Annotated in this window: 15 protein-coding genes; 11 read left to right on the top strand and 4 right to left on the bottom strand. The window is 39.5% G+C overall.

The window, feature by feature from the left end; all coding sequences use genetic code 11:
* Positions 1-288: 288 nt before the first annotated feature.
* Positions 289-672 (bottom strand): ArsR/SmtB family transcription factor, encoded by a 384-nt coding sequence (locus QNI24_RS12775; protein WP_267176656.1) that lies wholly within the window; start codon positions 670-672, stop codon positions 289-291.
* A 110-nt stretch (positions 673-782) separates the two neighbouring features.
* Here QNI24_RS12775 and QNI24_RS12770 point away from each other — a divergent pair, with 110 nt between their 5' ends.
* The 10 genes from QNI24_RS12770 to QNI24_RS12725 are packed head-to-tail and all read left to right on the top strand — an operon-like array spanning position 783 to position 11641.
* Entirely contained in the window at positions 783-1568 is a 786-nt protein-coding gene (locus QNI24_RS12770) for a sulfite exporter TauE/SafE family protein (protein WP_267176657.1), read from the top strand.
* An 11-nt stretch (positions 1569-1579) separates the two neighbouring features.
* Entirely contained in the window at positions 1580-2434 is an 855-nt protein-coding gene (locus tag QNI24_RS12765) for an MBL fold metallo-hydrolase (protein WP_267176658.1), read from the top strand.
* Positions 2435-2438: 4 nt separating this feature from the next.
* A complete protein-coding gene (locus tag QNI24_RS12760; RefSeq protein WP_267176659.1) occupies positions 2439-4124 on the top strand; it encodes a bifunctional protein tyrosine phosphatase family protein/NAD(P)/FAD-dependent oxidoreductase in 1686 nt (561 codons plus the stop codon).
* Positions 4125-4133: 9 nt separating this feature from the next.
* Positions 4134-5117 carry a c-type heme family protein gene (locus QNI24_RS12755; RefSeq protein WP_267176660.1) on the top strand — a complete coding sequence of 328 codons (984 nt, stop codon included), beginning with the start codon at positions 4134-4136 and terminating at the stop codon, positions 5115-5117.
* A gap of 1 nt (position 5118) precedes the next feature.
* Complete coding sequence (locus QNI24_RS12750; RefSeq protein WP_267176661.1) at positions 5119-5541, top strand: YeeE/YedE family protein; 423 nt, start codon at positions 5119-5121, stop codon at positions 5539-5541.
* Positions 5538-5948 (top strand): DUF6691 family protein, encoded by a 411-nt coding sequence (locus QNI24_RS12745; protein WP_283708734.1) that lies wholly within the window; start codon positions 5538-5540, stop codon positions 5946-5948. The genes QNI24_RS12750 and QNI24_RS12745 overlap by 4 nt, the downstream gene beginning before the upstream one ends.
* A 53-nt stretch (positions 5949-6001) precedes the next feature.
* Complete coding sequence (locus tag QNI24_RS12740; protein ID WP_267176663.1) at positions 6002-7261, top strand: TolC family protein; 1260 nt, start codon at positions 6002-6004, stop codon at positions 7259-7261.
* Positions 7258-8280 (top strand): hypothetical protein, encoded by a 1023-nt coding sequence (locus QNI24_RS12735; RefSeq protein ID WP_267176664.1) that lies wholly within the window; start codon positions 7258-7260, stop codon positions 8278-8280. The genes QNI24_RS12740 and QNI24_RS12735 overlap by 4 nt, the downstream gene beginning before the upstream one ends.
* Positions 8281-11346 (top strand): efflux RND transporter permease subunit, encoded by a 3066-nt coding sequence (locus tag QNI24_RS12730; RefSeq protein ID WP_267176665.1) that lies wholly within the window; start codon positions 8281-8283, stop codon positions 11344-11346.
* A complete protein-coding gene (locus QNI24_RS12725) occupies positions 11339-11641 on the top strand; it encodes a DUF3240 family protein (protein ID WP_267176666.1) in 303 nt (100 codons plus the stop codon). Before QNI24_RS12730 ends, QNI24_RS12725 begins: the two co-directional genes overlap by 8 nt.
* A gap of 371 nt (positions 11642-12012) precedes the next feature.
* On the opposite strand, the gene QNI24_RS12720 is transcribed toward QNI24_RS12725, so the two are convergent.
* The 3 genes from QNI24_RS12720 to QNI24_RS12710 are packed head-to-tail and all read right to left on the bottom strand — an operon-like array spanning position 12013 to position 16131.
* Entirely contained in the window at positions 12013-14466 is a 2454-nt protein-coding gene (locus QNI24_RS12720; RefSeq protein ID WP_267176667.1) for a TonB-dependent receptor plug domain-containing protein, read from the bottom strand.
* 35 nt (positions 14467-14501) lie between these two features.
* Positions 14502-15494: a FecR family protein gene (locus QNI24_RS12715; protein WP_267176668.1), complete on the bottom strand. Its 993-nt coding sequence runs from the start codon at positions 15492-15494 to the stop codon at positions 14502-14504.
* Positions 15487-16131 (bottom strand): RNA polymerase sigma factor, encoded by a 645-nt coding sequence (locus QNI24_RS12710; protein ID WP_283708733.1) that lies wholly within the window; start codon positions 16129-16131, stop codon positions 15487-15489. The genes QNI24_RS12715 and QNI24_RS12710 overlap by 8 nt, the downstream gene beginning before the upstream one ends.
* A gap of 311 nt (positions 16132-16442) precedes the next feature.
* Between QNI24_RS12710 and QNI24_RS12705 the strand changes: the two genes are divergently transcribed.
* Positions 16443-16979: a thermostable hemolysin gene (locus tag QNI24_RS12705; RefSeq protein WP_267176670.1), complete on the top strand. Its 537-nt coding sequence runs from the start codon at positions 16443-16445 to the stop codon at positions 16977-16979.
* Positions 16980-16988 lie beyond the last annotated feature (9 nt).

Genomic DNA, 16988 nt, shown 5'->3' with positions numbered 1-16988 from the left:
AGTGAGAATCATTAGGTAACCTTTAATTTTTCTGTATTTTTTTAATCATGTTAATCATTAGCGAAAGCATGGAAAGGCTCTCTGTATCTGTAATAGCTATAAATACAATCATTGCGCTGTTTTAGTGATTCATATCAATTCATTCTCTTTTGAAAACTTTTGGCTTCAGATGCATTAAAAGTAGAAGTTAGTGTCTGACAATATCAAGATAAAGAACAGGGCAGCGCTTCAATGTAAAAACACAGACAAACTATATTGTTACAAACAAAACCTGATTCATTTCTGAAGTCAATCTTTTTTTCCGGGATCAAATTTAATTGGGTTGGTGGTTTTATTGTTATTCTTGAGTATGGATAGTCCATTGCATTGATCAAATTCAAAACAATAAATATCATACAGTGAATCCATAATTTTTAGGACATCTGCACTGGTGATTGAATAAAACAGTTCTCTGTGTTCGCGTCTGAAATCAATCACTCCTTCTTCTTTTAGTTTTTTTAAGTGTTGTGAAACTGCGGTTTGTGAGAGCCCAGTTGATTCAATCAAGCTTGTGACATTCTTTTCACCCTGTGACAGTTGGCAAAAAATCATAATTCTGGATGGATTTGCAAAACATTTCATTAATGAGGCCACTTCCTCAGCCCTGTGTTGCATAAATTCGATGTCATTCATAATTACCTCTTTACAATTAAGATATATCTAATATAATAAATACCTAATATGAGCATTTTATTATATGAATAAATGTTAATACAAGGATTTTAAGGTAAAAGCTAATAATTATGATAGAAATTTTTGGATACATAGCAGCCTTTGTGATGGGCCTGACATTGGGAAGCATCGGCGGTGGGGGATCAATACTGACAGTGCCTATTCTGGTTTATATGATGGGTGTCAGTCCAGTGGTTGCCACCGGTTACTCATTACTAATAGTCGGTTCTGTGGCGCTTTTTGGTGCATTCAGATACTTCAAGCAAGGCTTAATTGACGTCAAACCAGCTTTGTTATTTGCTGTGCCATCCATTGTGGCTGTTTATATTACCAGAGCCTTCATCATGCCAGCCATTCCTGATCCCATTATCTCTGAACCATTTGTAGTCAGTAAAGATTTGGCCATTATGGTGTTTTTCGCTGTGCTTATGGTACTGGCAGCCGTGATGATGCTCAGAAATTCAACTGATTTAAAACCTAAAAATGGTGAGCATCATTACTTTTTGGTGATTATTGAGGGTGCCATTGTTGGGATAGCAACTGGGATACTGGGAGCTGGCGGCGGATTTTTGATTATCCCTGCTTTGGTACTCTTGATGGGGATGCCAATGAAGCGCGCAGTGGGCGCTTCTTTACTTATCATTGCTTTGAAATCATTGATTGGTTTTATTGGTGATATCCAATCTGGAATAGCCTTTCAGTTACCCATGCTGATGTATTTCTTCGCTGCAACCATAGCTGGTATGTGGATAGCCACGGTTATCGCCAAAGACATAGATGGTGACAAGCTACAAAAAATATTTGCCTACTTCACGCTGATAATAGCAGCAGTGATCTTATTCAAAGAACTCATTTAATGGAGCGTTATATGAAAGTTAAAACTTTTTATGATAAACAAACAGCGACTTTTACTCACATCGTTATTGATGAAGACACCAAACATTGTGCCATCATCGACTCTGTACTTGATTATGATCAAGATGCAGCTAAATTTACCACAGACAGTGCTGATGCAGTGATTGAGTATATCAAAACGCATCAATTGACCAACCAATGGATACTTGAAACCCATATTCACGCCGATCACATCACTGCTGCTTTTTACTTGAAAGAGCATGTGGGTGGTAAAACTGCCATAGGCACTGGTATCAAAGATGTACTGAAAATGTGGGTGCCGCTGTTCAATCAATCGGACGAAACCCCAATCACCGGTGAACAATTTGATCAATTATTTGATGACAATGAAAGTTTCAAAATTGGTAATTTGAGGGCTGAAATTTTTCACACCCCAGGCCATACACCAGCCTGCTCAACATATCATATTGAAGATGCTATTTTCGTTGGAGATACCTTGTTCGCACCCAGAATGGGAACTGCACGGGTTGATTTTCCTGGTGGCAGTGCCCGTGATTTATATGAATCAATACAAAAGATGTATCAACTTCCAGATGAGACCAAAGTTTACCTTTGTCATGACTACCCAGGTGATGATCAACAGCCTATATCAATGACCACGGTTGGTGAGCAGAAAGCCAATAATAAAATGCTCAAAGAAAACACCACCCTTGAGGAGTTTGTTGCTATGAGAGAGGCGCGCGACAAAACCCTTGCAGTGCCTAAACTTATATTACCATCATTACAAACCAACATGAGATTAGGTAGTTTTGGACCTAAATCTGCCAATGGTATTCAATACCTAACCATTCCAGTGAACGTGCTATAAGACCATGAAATTAAACCACATAACAGAGCAAGTATCGGCTTCCCCACAAATTTCCTCAAGTGATATAACTGCCATTCAAGCGGCAGGTTTTAAATCAATCATTTGCAACAGGCCCGATGGTGAAGACAGTGACCAACCCAATCACTCTGAAATTTCAGCAGCTGCCAAAGCCTTGGGCATTGATTTTATATACCAGCCAATAAATAACACTGGATCCATAACCACTGAAGACATTGAACAATTTGAACATTATACAAATTCTTTACCCGGACCAGTTTTGGCTTATTGCCGTACTGGCACGCGTTCAACCACTTTGTGGTCACTGAGCCAAGCCAAACACAAAAGTATCCCAGAGATCATCGAACTGACAAAGGCCGCTGGTTATGACATGTCTGGTGTGGTTCGCCGGATTGCGAATGGCGGTGAAATACCGTTGGATACCCCTGACCTCGTTTGTCAGGTTGCTATCGTCGGTGCAGGTGCAGCTGGAATTGCTGTTGCTTCCAGTCTGGCTAAACGACACACTGAGCTGGATATTATTATCATAGACCCAGCGGACATACACTACTATCAGCCAGGTTGGACCATGGTTGGTGGCGGTATTTTTAGTCAGGAACAAACCGTAAAGACCATGGCTTCATTGATTCCTCCAGGAATCAAATGGTTGAAGGAGGCTGTTGCTGCTTTTGAACCTGAAAATAACAGCCTGATTCTGTCTGGTTGTAAAGTTGTCAAGTATGAACATTTGATTGTCTGTCCTGGTTTAAAACTAGACTGGGAAAGCATTGAAGGTTTAACAAACACTTTAGGTAAGAACGGCGTCACTTCAAATTATCGTTTTGATTTGGCGCCTTATACATGGGACTTGGTAAAAAGTCTCAAGTCAGGTAAGGCCATATTTACCCAACCTCCTATGCCAATTAAATGTGCTGGAGCGCCGCAAAAAGCCATGTACTTGTCCAGTGATTATTGGTATCGCAATCACTTAATCAATGACATCGATGTTGAATTTTATAATGCCGGTCCAGTTTTGTTTGGTGTCGATTCTTATGTACCTGCACTGATGAAATATGTAGACAGGTACCAAGCTGCCTTAAATTTTTCTCATAACTTGGTTAAAGTCGATGGTGAGGCTCAAACAGCATGGTTCACAAACCCTCAAGGCGAGGTGGTTGAAAAGCAATTTGATATGCTGCATGTTTGTCCACCACAGACTGCGCCCGACTTTATCAAATCCAGTCCGCTGGTTGATGAAAATGGTTGGATAGATGTAGACCAGAGTACCCTCAGGCATAAAAAATACCACAACATCTATAGTTTGGGAGATGTCATGAACGCACCCAATGCAAAGACGGCTGCAGCTGCAAGAAAGCAAGCTCCCGTGGTTGCTAATAATTTATTGAGTGACATGGGATTGAATAACAGAAGAGCTATCTATGATGGTTATGGTTCATGCCCATTGACAGTAGAGAAAGGCAAAATTGTTTTGGCAGAGTTTGGCTATGGGGGCAAGCTTTTACCCAGCTTTCCAAAGTTTATTGTTGATGGCACAAAGCCCAGCAGAATTTCCTGGTTTCTTAAAGAAAAACTATTACCTCCTATTTATTGGAAAGCCATGTTGAAGGGCAGAGAGTGGTTAGCACAACCACAAATGAGTAAAACTGTGAAAACTAAATTTGATCAAAAGTGAGGAACTGTCATGATTAAAAACACATACGTATTGGTTTTAATAACTTGTTTGAGTCTTTTTCATAACTCAGTTTCATCTGAAAATTCAAGTCAAGATGACTTATTGGCTAAAAATGAGTTGATGGCTGAAGGCTTAGAAATATTACAAACCAACTGCCTTAACTGTCATTCACCCAGAGGCAGTCAAACACAGCGCATTGCACCACCTATGTTTGCGGTTAAAAAACACTACATCAGGCCCGGTTTATCGGCTGATCAGTTTATTGCAGATTTAAAAGGCTTCTTATTGGCGCCCGATGAAAAACACGCGAAGATGCCTGGGGCGATTGAGAAGTTTGGTTTGATGCCCAACCTCAATTTAACTGAACAACAGGTTTTGGCTGTAGGCACGTACATTTACCATACACCATTAGAAAAACCGCGTTGGTTTGATGAGCATCACAAAAATGAAGCTAAAAAATACAAAAAGTATACACAAAAACAATCAATCAGTTATCTGGATTTGGGTAAAAAGTATGTAAGCCAAGTAAAGGGTGAGCTGGGAAAAAATTTACTGACCGCCATCAATAACAAAGGCACAGCAGGCGCTGTTGAATTTTGTAACGAACAAGCCATTACCCTGACCAACAACACCCTCAAGGATGCTGGAGTCAGCATCAAACGCGTCTCTGACCAAAACAGAAACCCCAATAATATTGCCAATGCGGATGAACTGGATTACATCAACATGTCAAAAGCATTGTTGCAGGCTGGAAAGCCGCTGCAACCGCAAATCACACAATCTGACAACACAGTGACAGGCTACTACCCAATCACCACCAATCAAATGTGTTTGCAATGCCATGGTAAGCCAACGCAAGACATCAAGGCCGACACCTTAGGCCAATTGAAAAAACTATACCCCAATGACTTAGCGACAGGTTATCAGTCCAATGAATTAAGAGGCATTTGGGTTGTAGATATGCCGATTAAAAACAACCAAGCAGAGCAGTAGTATGTTGCATGAAATCATTATCCCATTATTGGGTGGGGTCACCATCGGCTTATCAGCACTGCTGTTGATGTTATTCAAAGGCAGGATAGCTGGTATCAGCGGCATGTTCAAAGGTTTAATCTGGGAGCAAGGTTATGAGCGGTATTGGCGCATGATGTTCATTCTTGGCATCATAGTCAGTTCATTGTTTATCAAGCTGATTTTTCCTTCTCAACTGATTGCTCGAGAAGGTTTTTCATTGGTGATTTTGGCTGTATCTGGCTTATTGGTTGGTATCGGCACTTACCTTTCTAATGGTTGTACCAGCGGCCATGGCGTGTGTGGCACAGCAAGACTGTCAGTCAGGTCGATTGCTGCCACTGTGACATTCATCACCTTTGGTGCTTTGGCTGTATTCATTGTTAATCAGGTTGCAAGCTTATGAAATTATTGGTTTCATTCATAACAGGTTTAATTTTTGGACTAGGTTTGATCATTTCAGGGATGACTAATCCTGAAAAAGTGATCGGTTTTCTGGACTGGTTTGGTGAATGGGATCCCACTTTATTGTACGTTATGGTGGGTGCTGTGATTACCGTTGGTATTGGTTACCCGCTGATATTAAAAAATGAGCAGCCAATTCTCGATAGTAAGTTCCAAATTCCCAGTAACTCACTGATTAACAGAAGGTTACTGGTAGGTTCAGCGATATTTGGGCTGGGGTGGGGCAGCAGCGGCTATTGCCCAGGACCAGCTTTAGCCAACCTGAGTTATAACTCCATTGATGCAGCTGTTTTTATTCTATTCATGATTGGCGGATTTCAAATAGCTAAATTATTTTCAACTGAATAATTCATTGAACTCCGTTTCACTTCAATAAAGGTAAACCATCAATGAGAATAAACATGAAAATAAAAATCATCATAATCACAGTAACTGTAATGTTATCACCTTCTGGCATATTGGCTGGTGAAGACAAAATTGTTAAAAATAACAACACCCAAAAAACGACCATAAGCACAAGCGAATTAAGCAGTGATAAACAGTCAAATAAAACAGCTACTGAAAAATTAATCACTCAAAGCTTAGCGCGTTTGGACGACAACAGATTCAACAGCGAAACAGATTTGAATGTGGTCTCAGACTGGTTAGTTGGATTACCAACAACACAATTTTCTGTGTTAAGCAGCACAGAAAATCTGGGTTCAGATGAGTATGAGTTGAGTATTAATTTGCCATTTAAGTCACCAACACGAAAAAAATTGGATGAGCAGTTAATTAATGTTCAAAAACTTTATGAGTCCGCCAATCATCTACAAAAGCGATTATTTGTCTCAGGTTTGATTCGCGAGATCGTATGGCAATATCAAATAGCTCATAAAAAAAGAGCGATTGAACACCAGAAACTGACGTGGCTGAATAAACAAAAGGCATTGTTGAGCAAATTATTAAGTTCCGGAGGGGCGCATTTAAGTTTATTGAGTGTTGAGAGTCAGGTGATTCAAGTAAAACTGATGATCATTGATTTAGACCAAGAGGTTGACTTGAGGCTCAAGCAATTCCAGCAAATTACCGGCGTAAAAGTTATTCCTGATGGGTTTCATGAAGAGATTTTCACCACCACTAACGATTCAAACCTGAACGAACATCCATCTGTCTTGCAATTACAGTTGGCTCTTGAGCAATCTTCATTGTTATACGAACTGACCGGTAAAGCCAATCAGCCGATTAACGTCTCGTTAAGTGCCATTGATATAAAAACCAATGATTTCAACGACAGACAATATGGCGTGGCTTTTGAGTTACCTTTGGGTTCTGGCAAGCATAAATCGCAAGCCGAACGAGCCTCATGGTTACAAGAGCAAAATGAGTTATCAGTCCAGCTGATGAACTTTAAACGCATTTTTTCACTTGAATTGATAAAGTTGAAGAATGAGCAGTCATTCCTGATGAGTAAGCATAGTCTTTTGCAGCAACAGTCAGAAAAAACCGAGCAGATATTCTCCATGCTAGAACGCCTAAAAAATACCAATGAAATGAACCAAGATCTCTATTACCTGCGTATGGCTGAACTGATTGGCTTAACACAACAAGTTGAATTAAATGAAATATACCTCAAACAAAACATATCAAGACAAAACCAATTGGCTGGAGTCCCTTTATGAATAAGAACACTATGATGTTATTGGCGCTGACCTTTTTATGTCTATCAGTGAGTGCTGATACAGTCATCAAAACAGAAGACTTAGGCCAATTGGCATTAGAATATGCAGAAATTTCTACAGTCAGTAGCTTAAATTTACCTTTGGTTAAAGCCAAAATTTCTCATAAAAGTGGTGAAGCGTTTCAACTTATTGCGCCATTCAAACCACAAAGCCATGAGGTATTAGTTAATAATGGTGAGTTTGTTGATGCTGGGACAGCAATTCTGAAATTGTCTGGCAGTGAAGTTCATCACTTTTTAGAAAAATATGATTCAGCCAAATCACTATTCAGCCTAGCCAAGAAACGCTACGATTCAAATTTAAAACTGTTCAATGAAAAAAGTATCAGCAATGATAAATGGGCAGTCATATCAGAGAATTATTTCAGAAGCAGAGATGAATTTGGCCATTATCAGCATTTCAGTGAGCTTATCCATTCATCACCTGACGTTGACGTCATTCTTATTAAGGCCCCAATTGATGGTTACTATCTCAATTCTGAACCAGTCAATAAACTTGCTGATGAATCAGACTTGGGGCAAATTCTGCCCAAAGCATCTGTTCGTTTGCGGGCTTATATTGGTTCAGCTGAAGCTGAACAATTAATCTACTTTGAGGCTGGTGGTTGTCATATCGAAATTGATGTTGTCAGCCAAACATCCATGGGATACTTTCAAGAGGTTTGGAGCAAACCTTTGGCTGATGATTGTGAACTTAAATATGGTCAAATTCTCAGAGTGACCCCGTACCAAACTGTTGCAGCCTATCAAGTTCCAAAATCCAGTGTACTTTCAATCAAAAGAGCCACTTATATCCTGGTGAAAAAAGCAGAGGAGCTGATAGTTACACCCATTACAATAAAAGGTGCTGAAGCAAATTATTACATCGTTACGTCGACCAGTACTCTTGATAACAGTCGAGTGCTTTTTACTTCTGTGGCAGCTGTTCAAGGTGTTTTGATGGGCCTTGGAGGTGAATAGATGTTAGATAAAGTCATTCAATTTTCACTGACACAACGACTTTTTCTTTCAGTCATTCTTGGGGTTTTTCTTGTTCTGGGCTTTTATGCTTGGAAACAAATACCTATTGATGCTTTTCCTGATATCTCTACCACACAAGTTAATGTCATTATCAAAGCGCCAGGCATGACAGCAGAGGAAATTGAGTCTCAAATCACCAGTGTTATTGAAACTGAACTGTTAGGCATCCCTAATAAGGACATTTTGCGCTCAACCACCAAGTATGCCATTACCTCCATTACCATAGACTTCATTAACAAAACTGATATTTATTGGGCCCGACAACAAGTAAACGAACGGTTGTTGAGTATATGGGATCAACTTCCTTTGGGTATTGAAGGTGGGTTGGCACCAATGAGTTCACCATTGAGCGAAATGTTCATGTTTACCATCGAAAACCCCTCGCTTTCACTCACAGAGAGAAAGCATATCTTGGATTGGCAAATACGTCCTTTACTGAGAACCGTGGCAGGGGTGGCAGACGTTAATATCTTAGGTGGAGAAACAAAAACCATTCAATTTGAACCTGATCACATCGCCATGGCGCATGCTCAAATTGGTATTGATGAAGTTCACAATGTCATAAAAAGTGTCAATATAAACGGCAGTGTTGGTCGCATTGATGTGGGTGTTGAGTCATTAATCATACGAACTGAGGGACGCTACCAATCCATTGAAGATGTTGCCGCTACAGTAATCAAGAATGACTCAGGAGCCATATACCGCCTTAAGGATTTGGGCGAAATCTCATACAACAGCTTAGTCAGGTATGGAGCAGTGACAAAGGATGGCGAAGAAACCGCTCAAGCACTCGTGGTAACACTGAAAAACGCCAATACATCTTCAGTCATTGATGCTGTTCAAGAAAAGCTCAGACAAATAGAAATGACCTTACCCGAGCAGACCCAATTAAATGTTTTTTACAACCGGAAAAATCTGATTGAAACTGCGGTTGGCACGATTACCAATGCATTGTTTCAAGCCATCATTTTGGTGATAGTTTTACTGACCATATTTCTAGGCAACATGCGTGCTGCATTGGTGGTCTCAACTTCAATACCTATTGCTGTGCTTATTACCTTTTTCCTGATGTATCAATTTGGTTTATCGGCAAATTTAATGAGCCTAGGTGGTTTGGTTATAGCCATAGGTATGATTGTTGACTCTTCTGTGGTGGTAGTAGAAAACATCGTTTCCCAATTGAGCAAAAACGCCAACTTACCTCGATTACACCTGATGTACAGAGCCACTAAGTCGATTGCAGCACCGGTTTTTTCTGGAACCATCATCGTTATTATGGTTTTCGTACCTTTATTGAGTTTAACTGGGCTGGAGGGGAAGTTATTTTCACCGGTGGCAGTAACCATCGTATTTGCTATGTGCGCTGCATTGGTTATTTCACTGACGGTCATACCGGTGCTTGCTTCATTAATTATCAAGAATAGGGTTGCTAACACACCAAAATATTTACTGCGTTTGCAATCGTCTTATGCAAAAACGCTCGAAAATACATTGGCAGCCCCAATGATTCCGATAATCATCTTTATCATTTTATTGGTTCTAAGTGGTTTGGTTTATATGTTCTTAGGTAAAACATTTATGCCAGTGCTTGATGAGGGCGATATCATTGTACAACTGGAAAAATCACCAACAATTTCACTTGAGGAATCGGTGAAATTAGACCAACAAATTGAAACAGCTTTGTTATCCAATGTGTCCGAAATAAAACAAATTGTTGCAAGGGTTGGCTCGGATGAACTGGGGTTAGATCCCATGAGTTTAAATGAAACTGATGTGTTTATGGAGCTGCGACCAAAAGCTGAATGGCAAGTTTCTTCAAAACAAGAAATTGAAGATAAAATCCGTGAAATACTGATTCAATACCCGGGAATTAATTTCGGTTTCACACAACCCATCCAAATGCGCGTATCAGAAATGCTCACAGGATCATCAGGAGCAGTTACCGCAAAAGTTTTTGGGTCAGACGTTAACCTCCTGGCTGAGTTAGCACAAAACATAGCTGACGTTGTTAAAATCACCCAAGGCAGCCAAGATGTTCAAACCACTTTAATTGAAGGTGGTGATTTTCTTAACGTCAAATTAAAGCCTGAGTTAGCCAGTGAGTTTAACTTGAGTGTCTCAGAGCTATCTCACTATTTAAATATTCAAGTGAATGGTTTTAAAGCGGCAGAAGTCATTAACGGCAAAGTTAAAACCCCCTTTATGTTTTCGGGCATAGCAAAAAACGGTGGCATATCATCCATCGAAGGTCTAAAACAAATACCATTACAAATGCCCGACAACACAACTTTAAAATTATCTGATGTTGCGGAGGTTTCATTGTCTCAGGGGCCGGCTGTTATTGAGCGAGAAGATGCCGAACGTTTTGCTGTGGTTGCGAGCAATGTGGTTGGACGTGACATGGTGGGTTTTGTTGAGGAGTTACAGAAAAACATAGCCAATGATGTGTCACTTCCAAGTGGTTACTACATTGAATTCGGTGGAGAGTTTGAAAATCAAATCAGAGCCACAAGAAACTTGATGACCGTCATTCCTTTGGTTTTGTTTTTAATTGTTTTAATTTTATTTACCACCTTTAAATCTTTGGCCAAATCCAGTTTGATCATTGTCAATATACCTTTTGCGCTGATGGGTGGTGTTTTTGGCTTATTTTTCAGTGGAGAATATGTATCAGTTCCAGCATCCATTGGATTCATTGCATTGATTGGGGTATCTGTCCTCAATGGTGTGGTTATGCTTTCTCATTTCGAATCTGTTAAATACAAAAGCCTGAATTTAACTCGGTTAATATCGAATGCAGCAGGGGACAGGTTACGTCCCATATTAATGACAGCCACCACAGCCATGTTTGGCTTAATGCCTTTGGTGGCAGCATCAGGACCTGGCGCTGAGATTCAAAAGCCGCTTGCTATTGTAGTTATCGGTGGGCTATTCACTTCAACACTGGCAACCTTATATTTATTACCTATTCTTTATTACAAACTCGAGGGGATAACGCGTGAGTGATTTTCAACTGTTTTCCATAATCATTAATAAGTCAATTAAAGACGATGCTGTTGATATCGTTCTTAATTCAAACATAATTACTGGTTTTACAATGAGCCAAGTGTTCGGTTACAGTCGAAAGCACGCAAAATATGACATCAGAGAACAAGTCGAGGGTTATAAAAATTTTTACCGCCTGGATATCATACATAAGACCCATGAGCTGGATGAGCTGTTAACGGCATTTAAACAACTGGACAGTCAGTTCAAACTTAAATATTGGGTTTCACCCATCTCAGACTTTGGTGAAATATGACTGCTATTAAAAATCATATATTTTAATCCGTGTATACTTAAATCCCAATTTGGAAAAAGCCCCTGTAAGAAAGAACAAAAAATCAGCTGGAATGAGTGCGGCATCCAGCAGATTTGCCTGCCTGCTTTATTGGCAGACGAGCACCGCTGGCAGTATTCCAAGCCATGTACCTTCAGTAGTAAACTCAATGCCATTACCTTCAAAATTTTGTTGTTTTTTCAACAGGCTGCCAATGAATAGATTGAAGCTAAAATCTGGGCATGAACGATTAAACCAACGTATTTGAATAGTCCAATGTGATTTATTTATATCGTAAGTGTTCTGAGTTAAAAGGTTATGGCTTATTAAGATGAATATTTAAGTAACAATATTCACCAGCTAAGTCCAAGTCTCATGTTAGGGACAATTGGCAATCCATATTTTTCCTCAACTGTTAATGAACCTGTCTCAATAAAATAATCCCGACAACATGGGTTTTTGGTATTTAATGCATTGGTAAGTTGTAACTCAAATTTCCACATGCCAAGATCTGACTGCCAAGTCTTGTTGAGTTTTAAACTGATTTGAAAAAAGTCTTCAAAAGTGACTTGGTTGCGCTCGCCAATGATGAGTTGGTTACCAGATTGAGTGACAATTGTGGTTGGCCAGCCATTATGATAATCTGCATTGAGATCCAGGCGCCATTGATTGATGGGTAAACCCAGATAGAATTTAAATGCATTTTTTTGATTCCAACTTCTGGGTACTTGATTTGATTCAAATTGATCTTTCACATCACCGTAGGCATAACTCGATGACCATTCTAATTGCCTGTATTTTCCTTGCAAAGTTAATTCAATCCCAGCAGCCTTGGCATCATCAGGGTTGAGTCTTATGCGGTCATAAAACAAATCTGGTAACACATGAAGTTCATTGAATAAATTTTCATAGTAGGGGTGTGTTTGGCTGTATTTCTTATAATATATTTCACTGAGGAATTGCCACTGATTTGCGAATCGATGATTGAATTCAAAAACTGCTAAGTCGGCTGATGCTGGTTGAAAATACTGAGGTTGTGCGTCTTCCAATAGCAGTTCATCAATGTGTTGTGCTTGTTGGTGACGACCCAGACCAACGTGCCATGATGTGTGGCTGGTAGGAAAATAAGCTATGTTTAATCGAGGGCTCAAGTCACCACCACTGACCCATTCTTGGTTCAAATAATGCACGCCCAAATCAATGACCCAGTTATCATTGGCTTGATACCTGGCATTGGCATGACTTTTGATGGCAACACCATGTTCTTCAAATTGAAACGACTGAATGACTTCAGCATTTAAGCCCAATAAGTTGACCAGATCACTGTCATGTTTGATGTTTCTGAACGATGAAATTTGAGTTTCCTCAGCTGTTATATCAACGCCGTAATCAAAGACGATGCTGTGACTGATAAGCCATTGGTGGGTGAATTTTAAACCTTGAAAAGTACTCTCTATGTCATCATCCACGAACGCTTCTGTGTTGGTGTCATTTAAGCTACCTAAGCGACGATCATGTCGGCGACTGGCATAGGCTTGAAAATTGATTAGATGATTCCGCAAGTCATCATACTGCCACTGAAGCCAGAGATTCTGGTCATGGTAATCAGCCCGAGCAGTTTCATCATCTTGGTCAATTGTTATTTCATCTCGCGAAAGCAGCAAATGTTGCGACATGCTCCATTGGTCATTGATTATTTGAGATGTTTTAAAGTAGCCATCGTCATACTCTGGATTAATGGGTACATCTTTGATTAAATGCTTATCAATTAATTGACCACCGGTTCTCAATGCCATCATGTAATACCTGTCTTTGTTAGTATTATGATGCCTGTAAGTATATGAACTGCTTAAAAACCCCATGTTAGCCTCATGATTGGGTAAATCAGCCCATTGGTTACTTTGAACGTCAACCACACTGCTCAGACGCCCACCGAATTCAGCCGGAAACACACCACTATAGAAATCAATTGAATCCACCACGGTATCATTGATGGTTGAAAATAAAGAAAAAAAGTCTTTGAAGTGGTAGGGGTTTCTCAATTCCCTGTTATCAAGTAAAACCAGCGCCTCATTTAAATTACCACCGCGGGTGTGTACTTTGCCATTGATGCCATTGGAAGAGGTGCCTGCCAAACGTTCAGCAGCCCTTAACGGGTCATGGTTAAAAGTCGATTTGTTATCTAAGTCTTGTCTTGATAAGGAAGTTTGGCTGTTGGATTGGTTATTAAAGTTAACCAAACTGGTAGACACCCTTATGTCAGAGAGCCTCAAAGGTAGTCGTGTGAGCTGGGTGTTTATTATCTGTGTTTTTTTAGGGTTGATTAAAAGCTGGATGTCTGTGGGGTAATAACCTTTGGCTTTTATTTTCACCGAAAAATCAGTTTGGCGAGTGGTTGTAATGAAAACGCTGCCTTTACTGCTTGTGTGGTTTTGTTCATTACCAACGACTTCAAAGCCACTGATTGCCATGTCAGATTCTGCATCTGAGGCATGGATGATGAATACCGAAGTTTTGTTGTCTGCTTGAGGTTTAATGACGTATGTATTTTCAGTTGTACCGTCAACCGCTTGTAAATCAAACTTAAGGTTTTTGATCGCGCTACGAAAAGCAGGTATCGTTGCTTCTTCTATGCTCAGTGGCTGATTTAAAGTGCTCTGATTTAAATAGTCACTGCTGTAAAACAGGTTAAAACCCGCATGGTTATAGTCAAAAATCCACTGCTTTAGGGTCTTGATTTCTGCTTTTACCTCATAGGACGAAGCAAGCAGAAACAATAAGCACAAGCAGCTTAATTTTTTGGTCATTAAATCAAGGTAAATATAAAATAAACATCTTATGATTATTCAGTGGTTATTTGCAATACTCCATTGTTGATGTTGTAGTTCAACTGAGTAGAGAGAAACACTGTTTTTATGGCCTGATCAGACGAAATATTCTTTATATTGCCACTCAATCTGATTCTTTTGGCATTGGATTGTAGACCACTCCAGTCAACATCAAGCCCAGTTTGGCGGGCAAACCACGTAACAAATTCATACAATGATTTACCATCTAATTGATAATTCGCTTGAGACTTGAAGGTCCAGCCCCACACGCTGTCATATGGGTTCACTGCTGAAACTTGAATCATGGCATCAGAAGATGTCAATAATTGGTTTGCGTTAATGGTGTGTTGCTTATTTTGATCACTGGTTGCAGTGAATTTTACTTTCCCATTTCGCACTGCCACATTAAGTTGATCAGCTTTTTGGCTCACAACATACCTTGTCCCAACATGTTGAACAATACCCTGGTTGGTTTGGATAAGAAGGGGGAGTGTTTGAGTCACATCATCAGTGTCATGATAAATGTTGCCTTTGATCAGATTAATTGTGCCAGAATCGATGGTTAACTCGGTGTTGTTGTCTACCCTGAGTTCACTGCGATCGGCCAGTGTCAAAGCCAAATAACCCGAGTCAGATGTTTTTATTGTTGTGTTTGCATTAAATTCAGTTTCAATGGCTAAACTCTGCCAGGCTTTACCTTTAGTTTTAAATTGAACTGATCCACTGAAACCACTGATGCTGGCAATTTGCTTAGCTACCAGAATAGGCTCTTGTTGTTGTAAAGTGAATATAGTTAGCACCGCAGCAAATACAACACTTGCAGCCATGGCCCAAACATACCTTTGTTTGTTGGGCTGTTTCTTTTTAACCACCATTTGTTGCCAATGCCTTCTGACGTTTTCTTTAGCAACTACAGACATTTCTTCAGAGGGAGTGGTTCTCGAATCAACTTTTTTCAGTAAAGATTTAATGTCTATCGATTGATCTTTATTGCGATTTTTATCCATGGTTATGCGCCTTCTGTTCCAATAACAAATCTCTCAAGGTATCGTGATCAAGCATTTTTGAAATGACTTGCTGAAATGACTTTCTGGCCCTAGAAAGGGATGATTGGACCGCGATTTGAGTCATTGAAAATTTTTCAGCAATTTCATTCACACTTAATTGTTCAATGTATTTACAAGTCAGAATGTTGCCATAATTTTCTGGCAAATGGTCCAGTACTTCTTCAATGATTTGTTTTAGCTGTTGATTCATGGTTATTTTCTCTGGTTCGTCTTGGTCACTCATGGCTATGTTTTCTAAAATATGTCTCATATCATCAGAATCTGCAATGGGCTGTACAAACTTAGCTCTTCTGTTGTTTTTAATAAAATGTGCATGAATCATGCTGCGGCTGATTTGACACATCCAAGTAAACAGTGCCGCTTCACCCCGGTAATCGCTGATTTTGTCCAACGCTTTACACAGCGTATCCTGAGCTAAATCATTTGCCAGATCATAGTCTTGGTTAACCCGGCTCATGATAAACCTGAATAATTTTGGGTGGTATTCATCAAAAAACACATTGAATGCATGTTCATCACCTCTTATGAGCAGTTTTGTTAGTTTTAAGTCACGACTGTACTTATTCATCCATTTCATTTTTAACAATTGTTTAACGCTTAGAGAGTACATCTTAAATAAATCAATCTAACTTTTTTTAAATTTATTAAAAATAGCGCGATTGATTTCATCAGCTCATCATCTCAAAGCAGGAAAGAGGGTATTAACCTAATTGGAAAGTGAATAACTCTAACAACATAACAGGCTGATTAATGTTTAATAAAATTGCAAACTTACCTATTGAAAATAAACGTTTTTATAAAAATAAAAACAGACTTATTAAGAACCAATCAATTCATAATAATAAAGCTTTAACCCAATGCACACCGCACTCAATGGGCTTACGGCTCATGTTGATATCACCAGCTGATGATAATAGGGCGGCGGTTGAAGAGTTTATAGCTGATGGCTATGAGAAACATTTTTCTGCCAAGCTGATGGATTTTTTCCCCATCATCTTGGCTATTAAGGATGATGAAAATGATCGTTATTTAGGGGCTGTTGGGTTGCGTTATGCCGATGATTACAAGCTTTTTTCTGAAAATTATTTAAGTCATTCGATTGAATTTGAACTAGAACAAAAAGAATTAAATGCCATTGACAGAGACGAAATAATTGAACTGGGACACTTTGTGGTAGGTAGGAATTCAGATGTAAATACGGTTATCCCACTGGTAGGTCAATTTTTAAAAACACTCAACGTCAGATGGGCTATTTATACTTTATCCAGACCGATCAAAGTGGCATTTAACCGTTTAGGGATCAAGTTGACTCATTTACAACATGCGCATCAAGCTGCTTTGTTCGATTCGAAAACTGACTGGGGCAGGTATTACGACTTCAAACCTGCGGTGTATTACTCGGACATCACCAGAAACCTCATTTGATTGAATTAC

This window comes from Marinicella marina, assembly GCF_030065545.1.
GTDB lineage: Bacteria > Pseudomonadota > Gammaproteobacteria > Xanthomonadales > Marinicellaceae > Marinicella > Marinicella marina.
This window is presented reverse-complemented; position numbering and strand designations above follow the sequence as displayed.

Coding starts and splice junctions, on each gene's coding strand:
- QNI24_RS12715 (WP_267176668.1), bottom strand. CDS start 15,494: ATGGATAAAAATCGCAATAAAGATCAATCGATAGACATTAAATCTTTA.
- QNI24_RS12760 (WP_267176659.1), top strand. CDS start 2,439: ATGAAATTAAACCACATAACAGAGCAAGTATCGGCTTCCCCACAAATT.
- QNI24_RS12705 (WP_267176670.1), top strand. CDS start 16,443: ATGTTGATATCACCAGCTGATGATAATAGGGCGGCGGTTGAAGAGTTT.
- QNI24_RS12765 (WP_267176658.1), top strand. CDS start 1,580: ATGAAAGTTAAAACTTTTTATGATAAACAAACAGCGACTTTTACTCAC.
- QNI24_RS12770 (WP_267176657.1), top strand. CDS start 783: ATGATAGAAATTTTTGGATACATAGCAGCCTTTGTGATGGGCCTGACA.
- QNI24_RS12745 (WP_283708734.1), top strand. CDS start 5,538: ATGAAATTATTGGTTTCATTCATAACAGGTTTAATTTTTGGACTAGGT.
- QNI24_RS12750 (WP_267176661.1), top strand. CDS start 5,119: ATGTTGCATGAAATCATTATCCCATTATTGGGTGGGGTCACCATCGGC.
- QNI24_RS12730 (WP_267176665.1), top strand. CDS start 8,281: ATGTTAGATAAAGTCATTCAATTTTCACTGACACAACGACTTTTTCTT.
- QNI24_RS12740 (WP_267176663.1), top strand. CDS start 6,002: ATGAAAATAAAAATCATCATAATCACAGTAACTGTAATGTTATCACCT.
- QNI24_RS12720 (WP_267176667.1), bottom strand. CDS start 14,466: ATGACCAAAAAATTAAGCTGCTTGTGCTTATTGTTTCTGCTTGCTTCG.
- QNI24_RS12755 (WP_267176660.1), top strand. CDS start 4,134: ATGATTAAAAACACATACGTATTGGTTTTAATAACTTGTTTGAGTCTT.
- QNI24_RS12735 (WP_267176664.1), top strand. CDS start 7,258: ATGAATAAGAACACTATGATGTTATTGGCGCTGACCTTTTTATGTCTA.
- QNI24_RS12710 (WP_283708733.1), bottom strand. CDS start 16,131: ATGAAATGGATGAATAAGTACAGTCGTGACTTAAAACTAACAAAACTG.
- QNI24_RS12775 (WP_267176656.1), bottom strand. CDS start 672: ATGAATGACATCGAATTTATGCAACACAGGGCTGAGGAAGTGGCCTCA.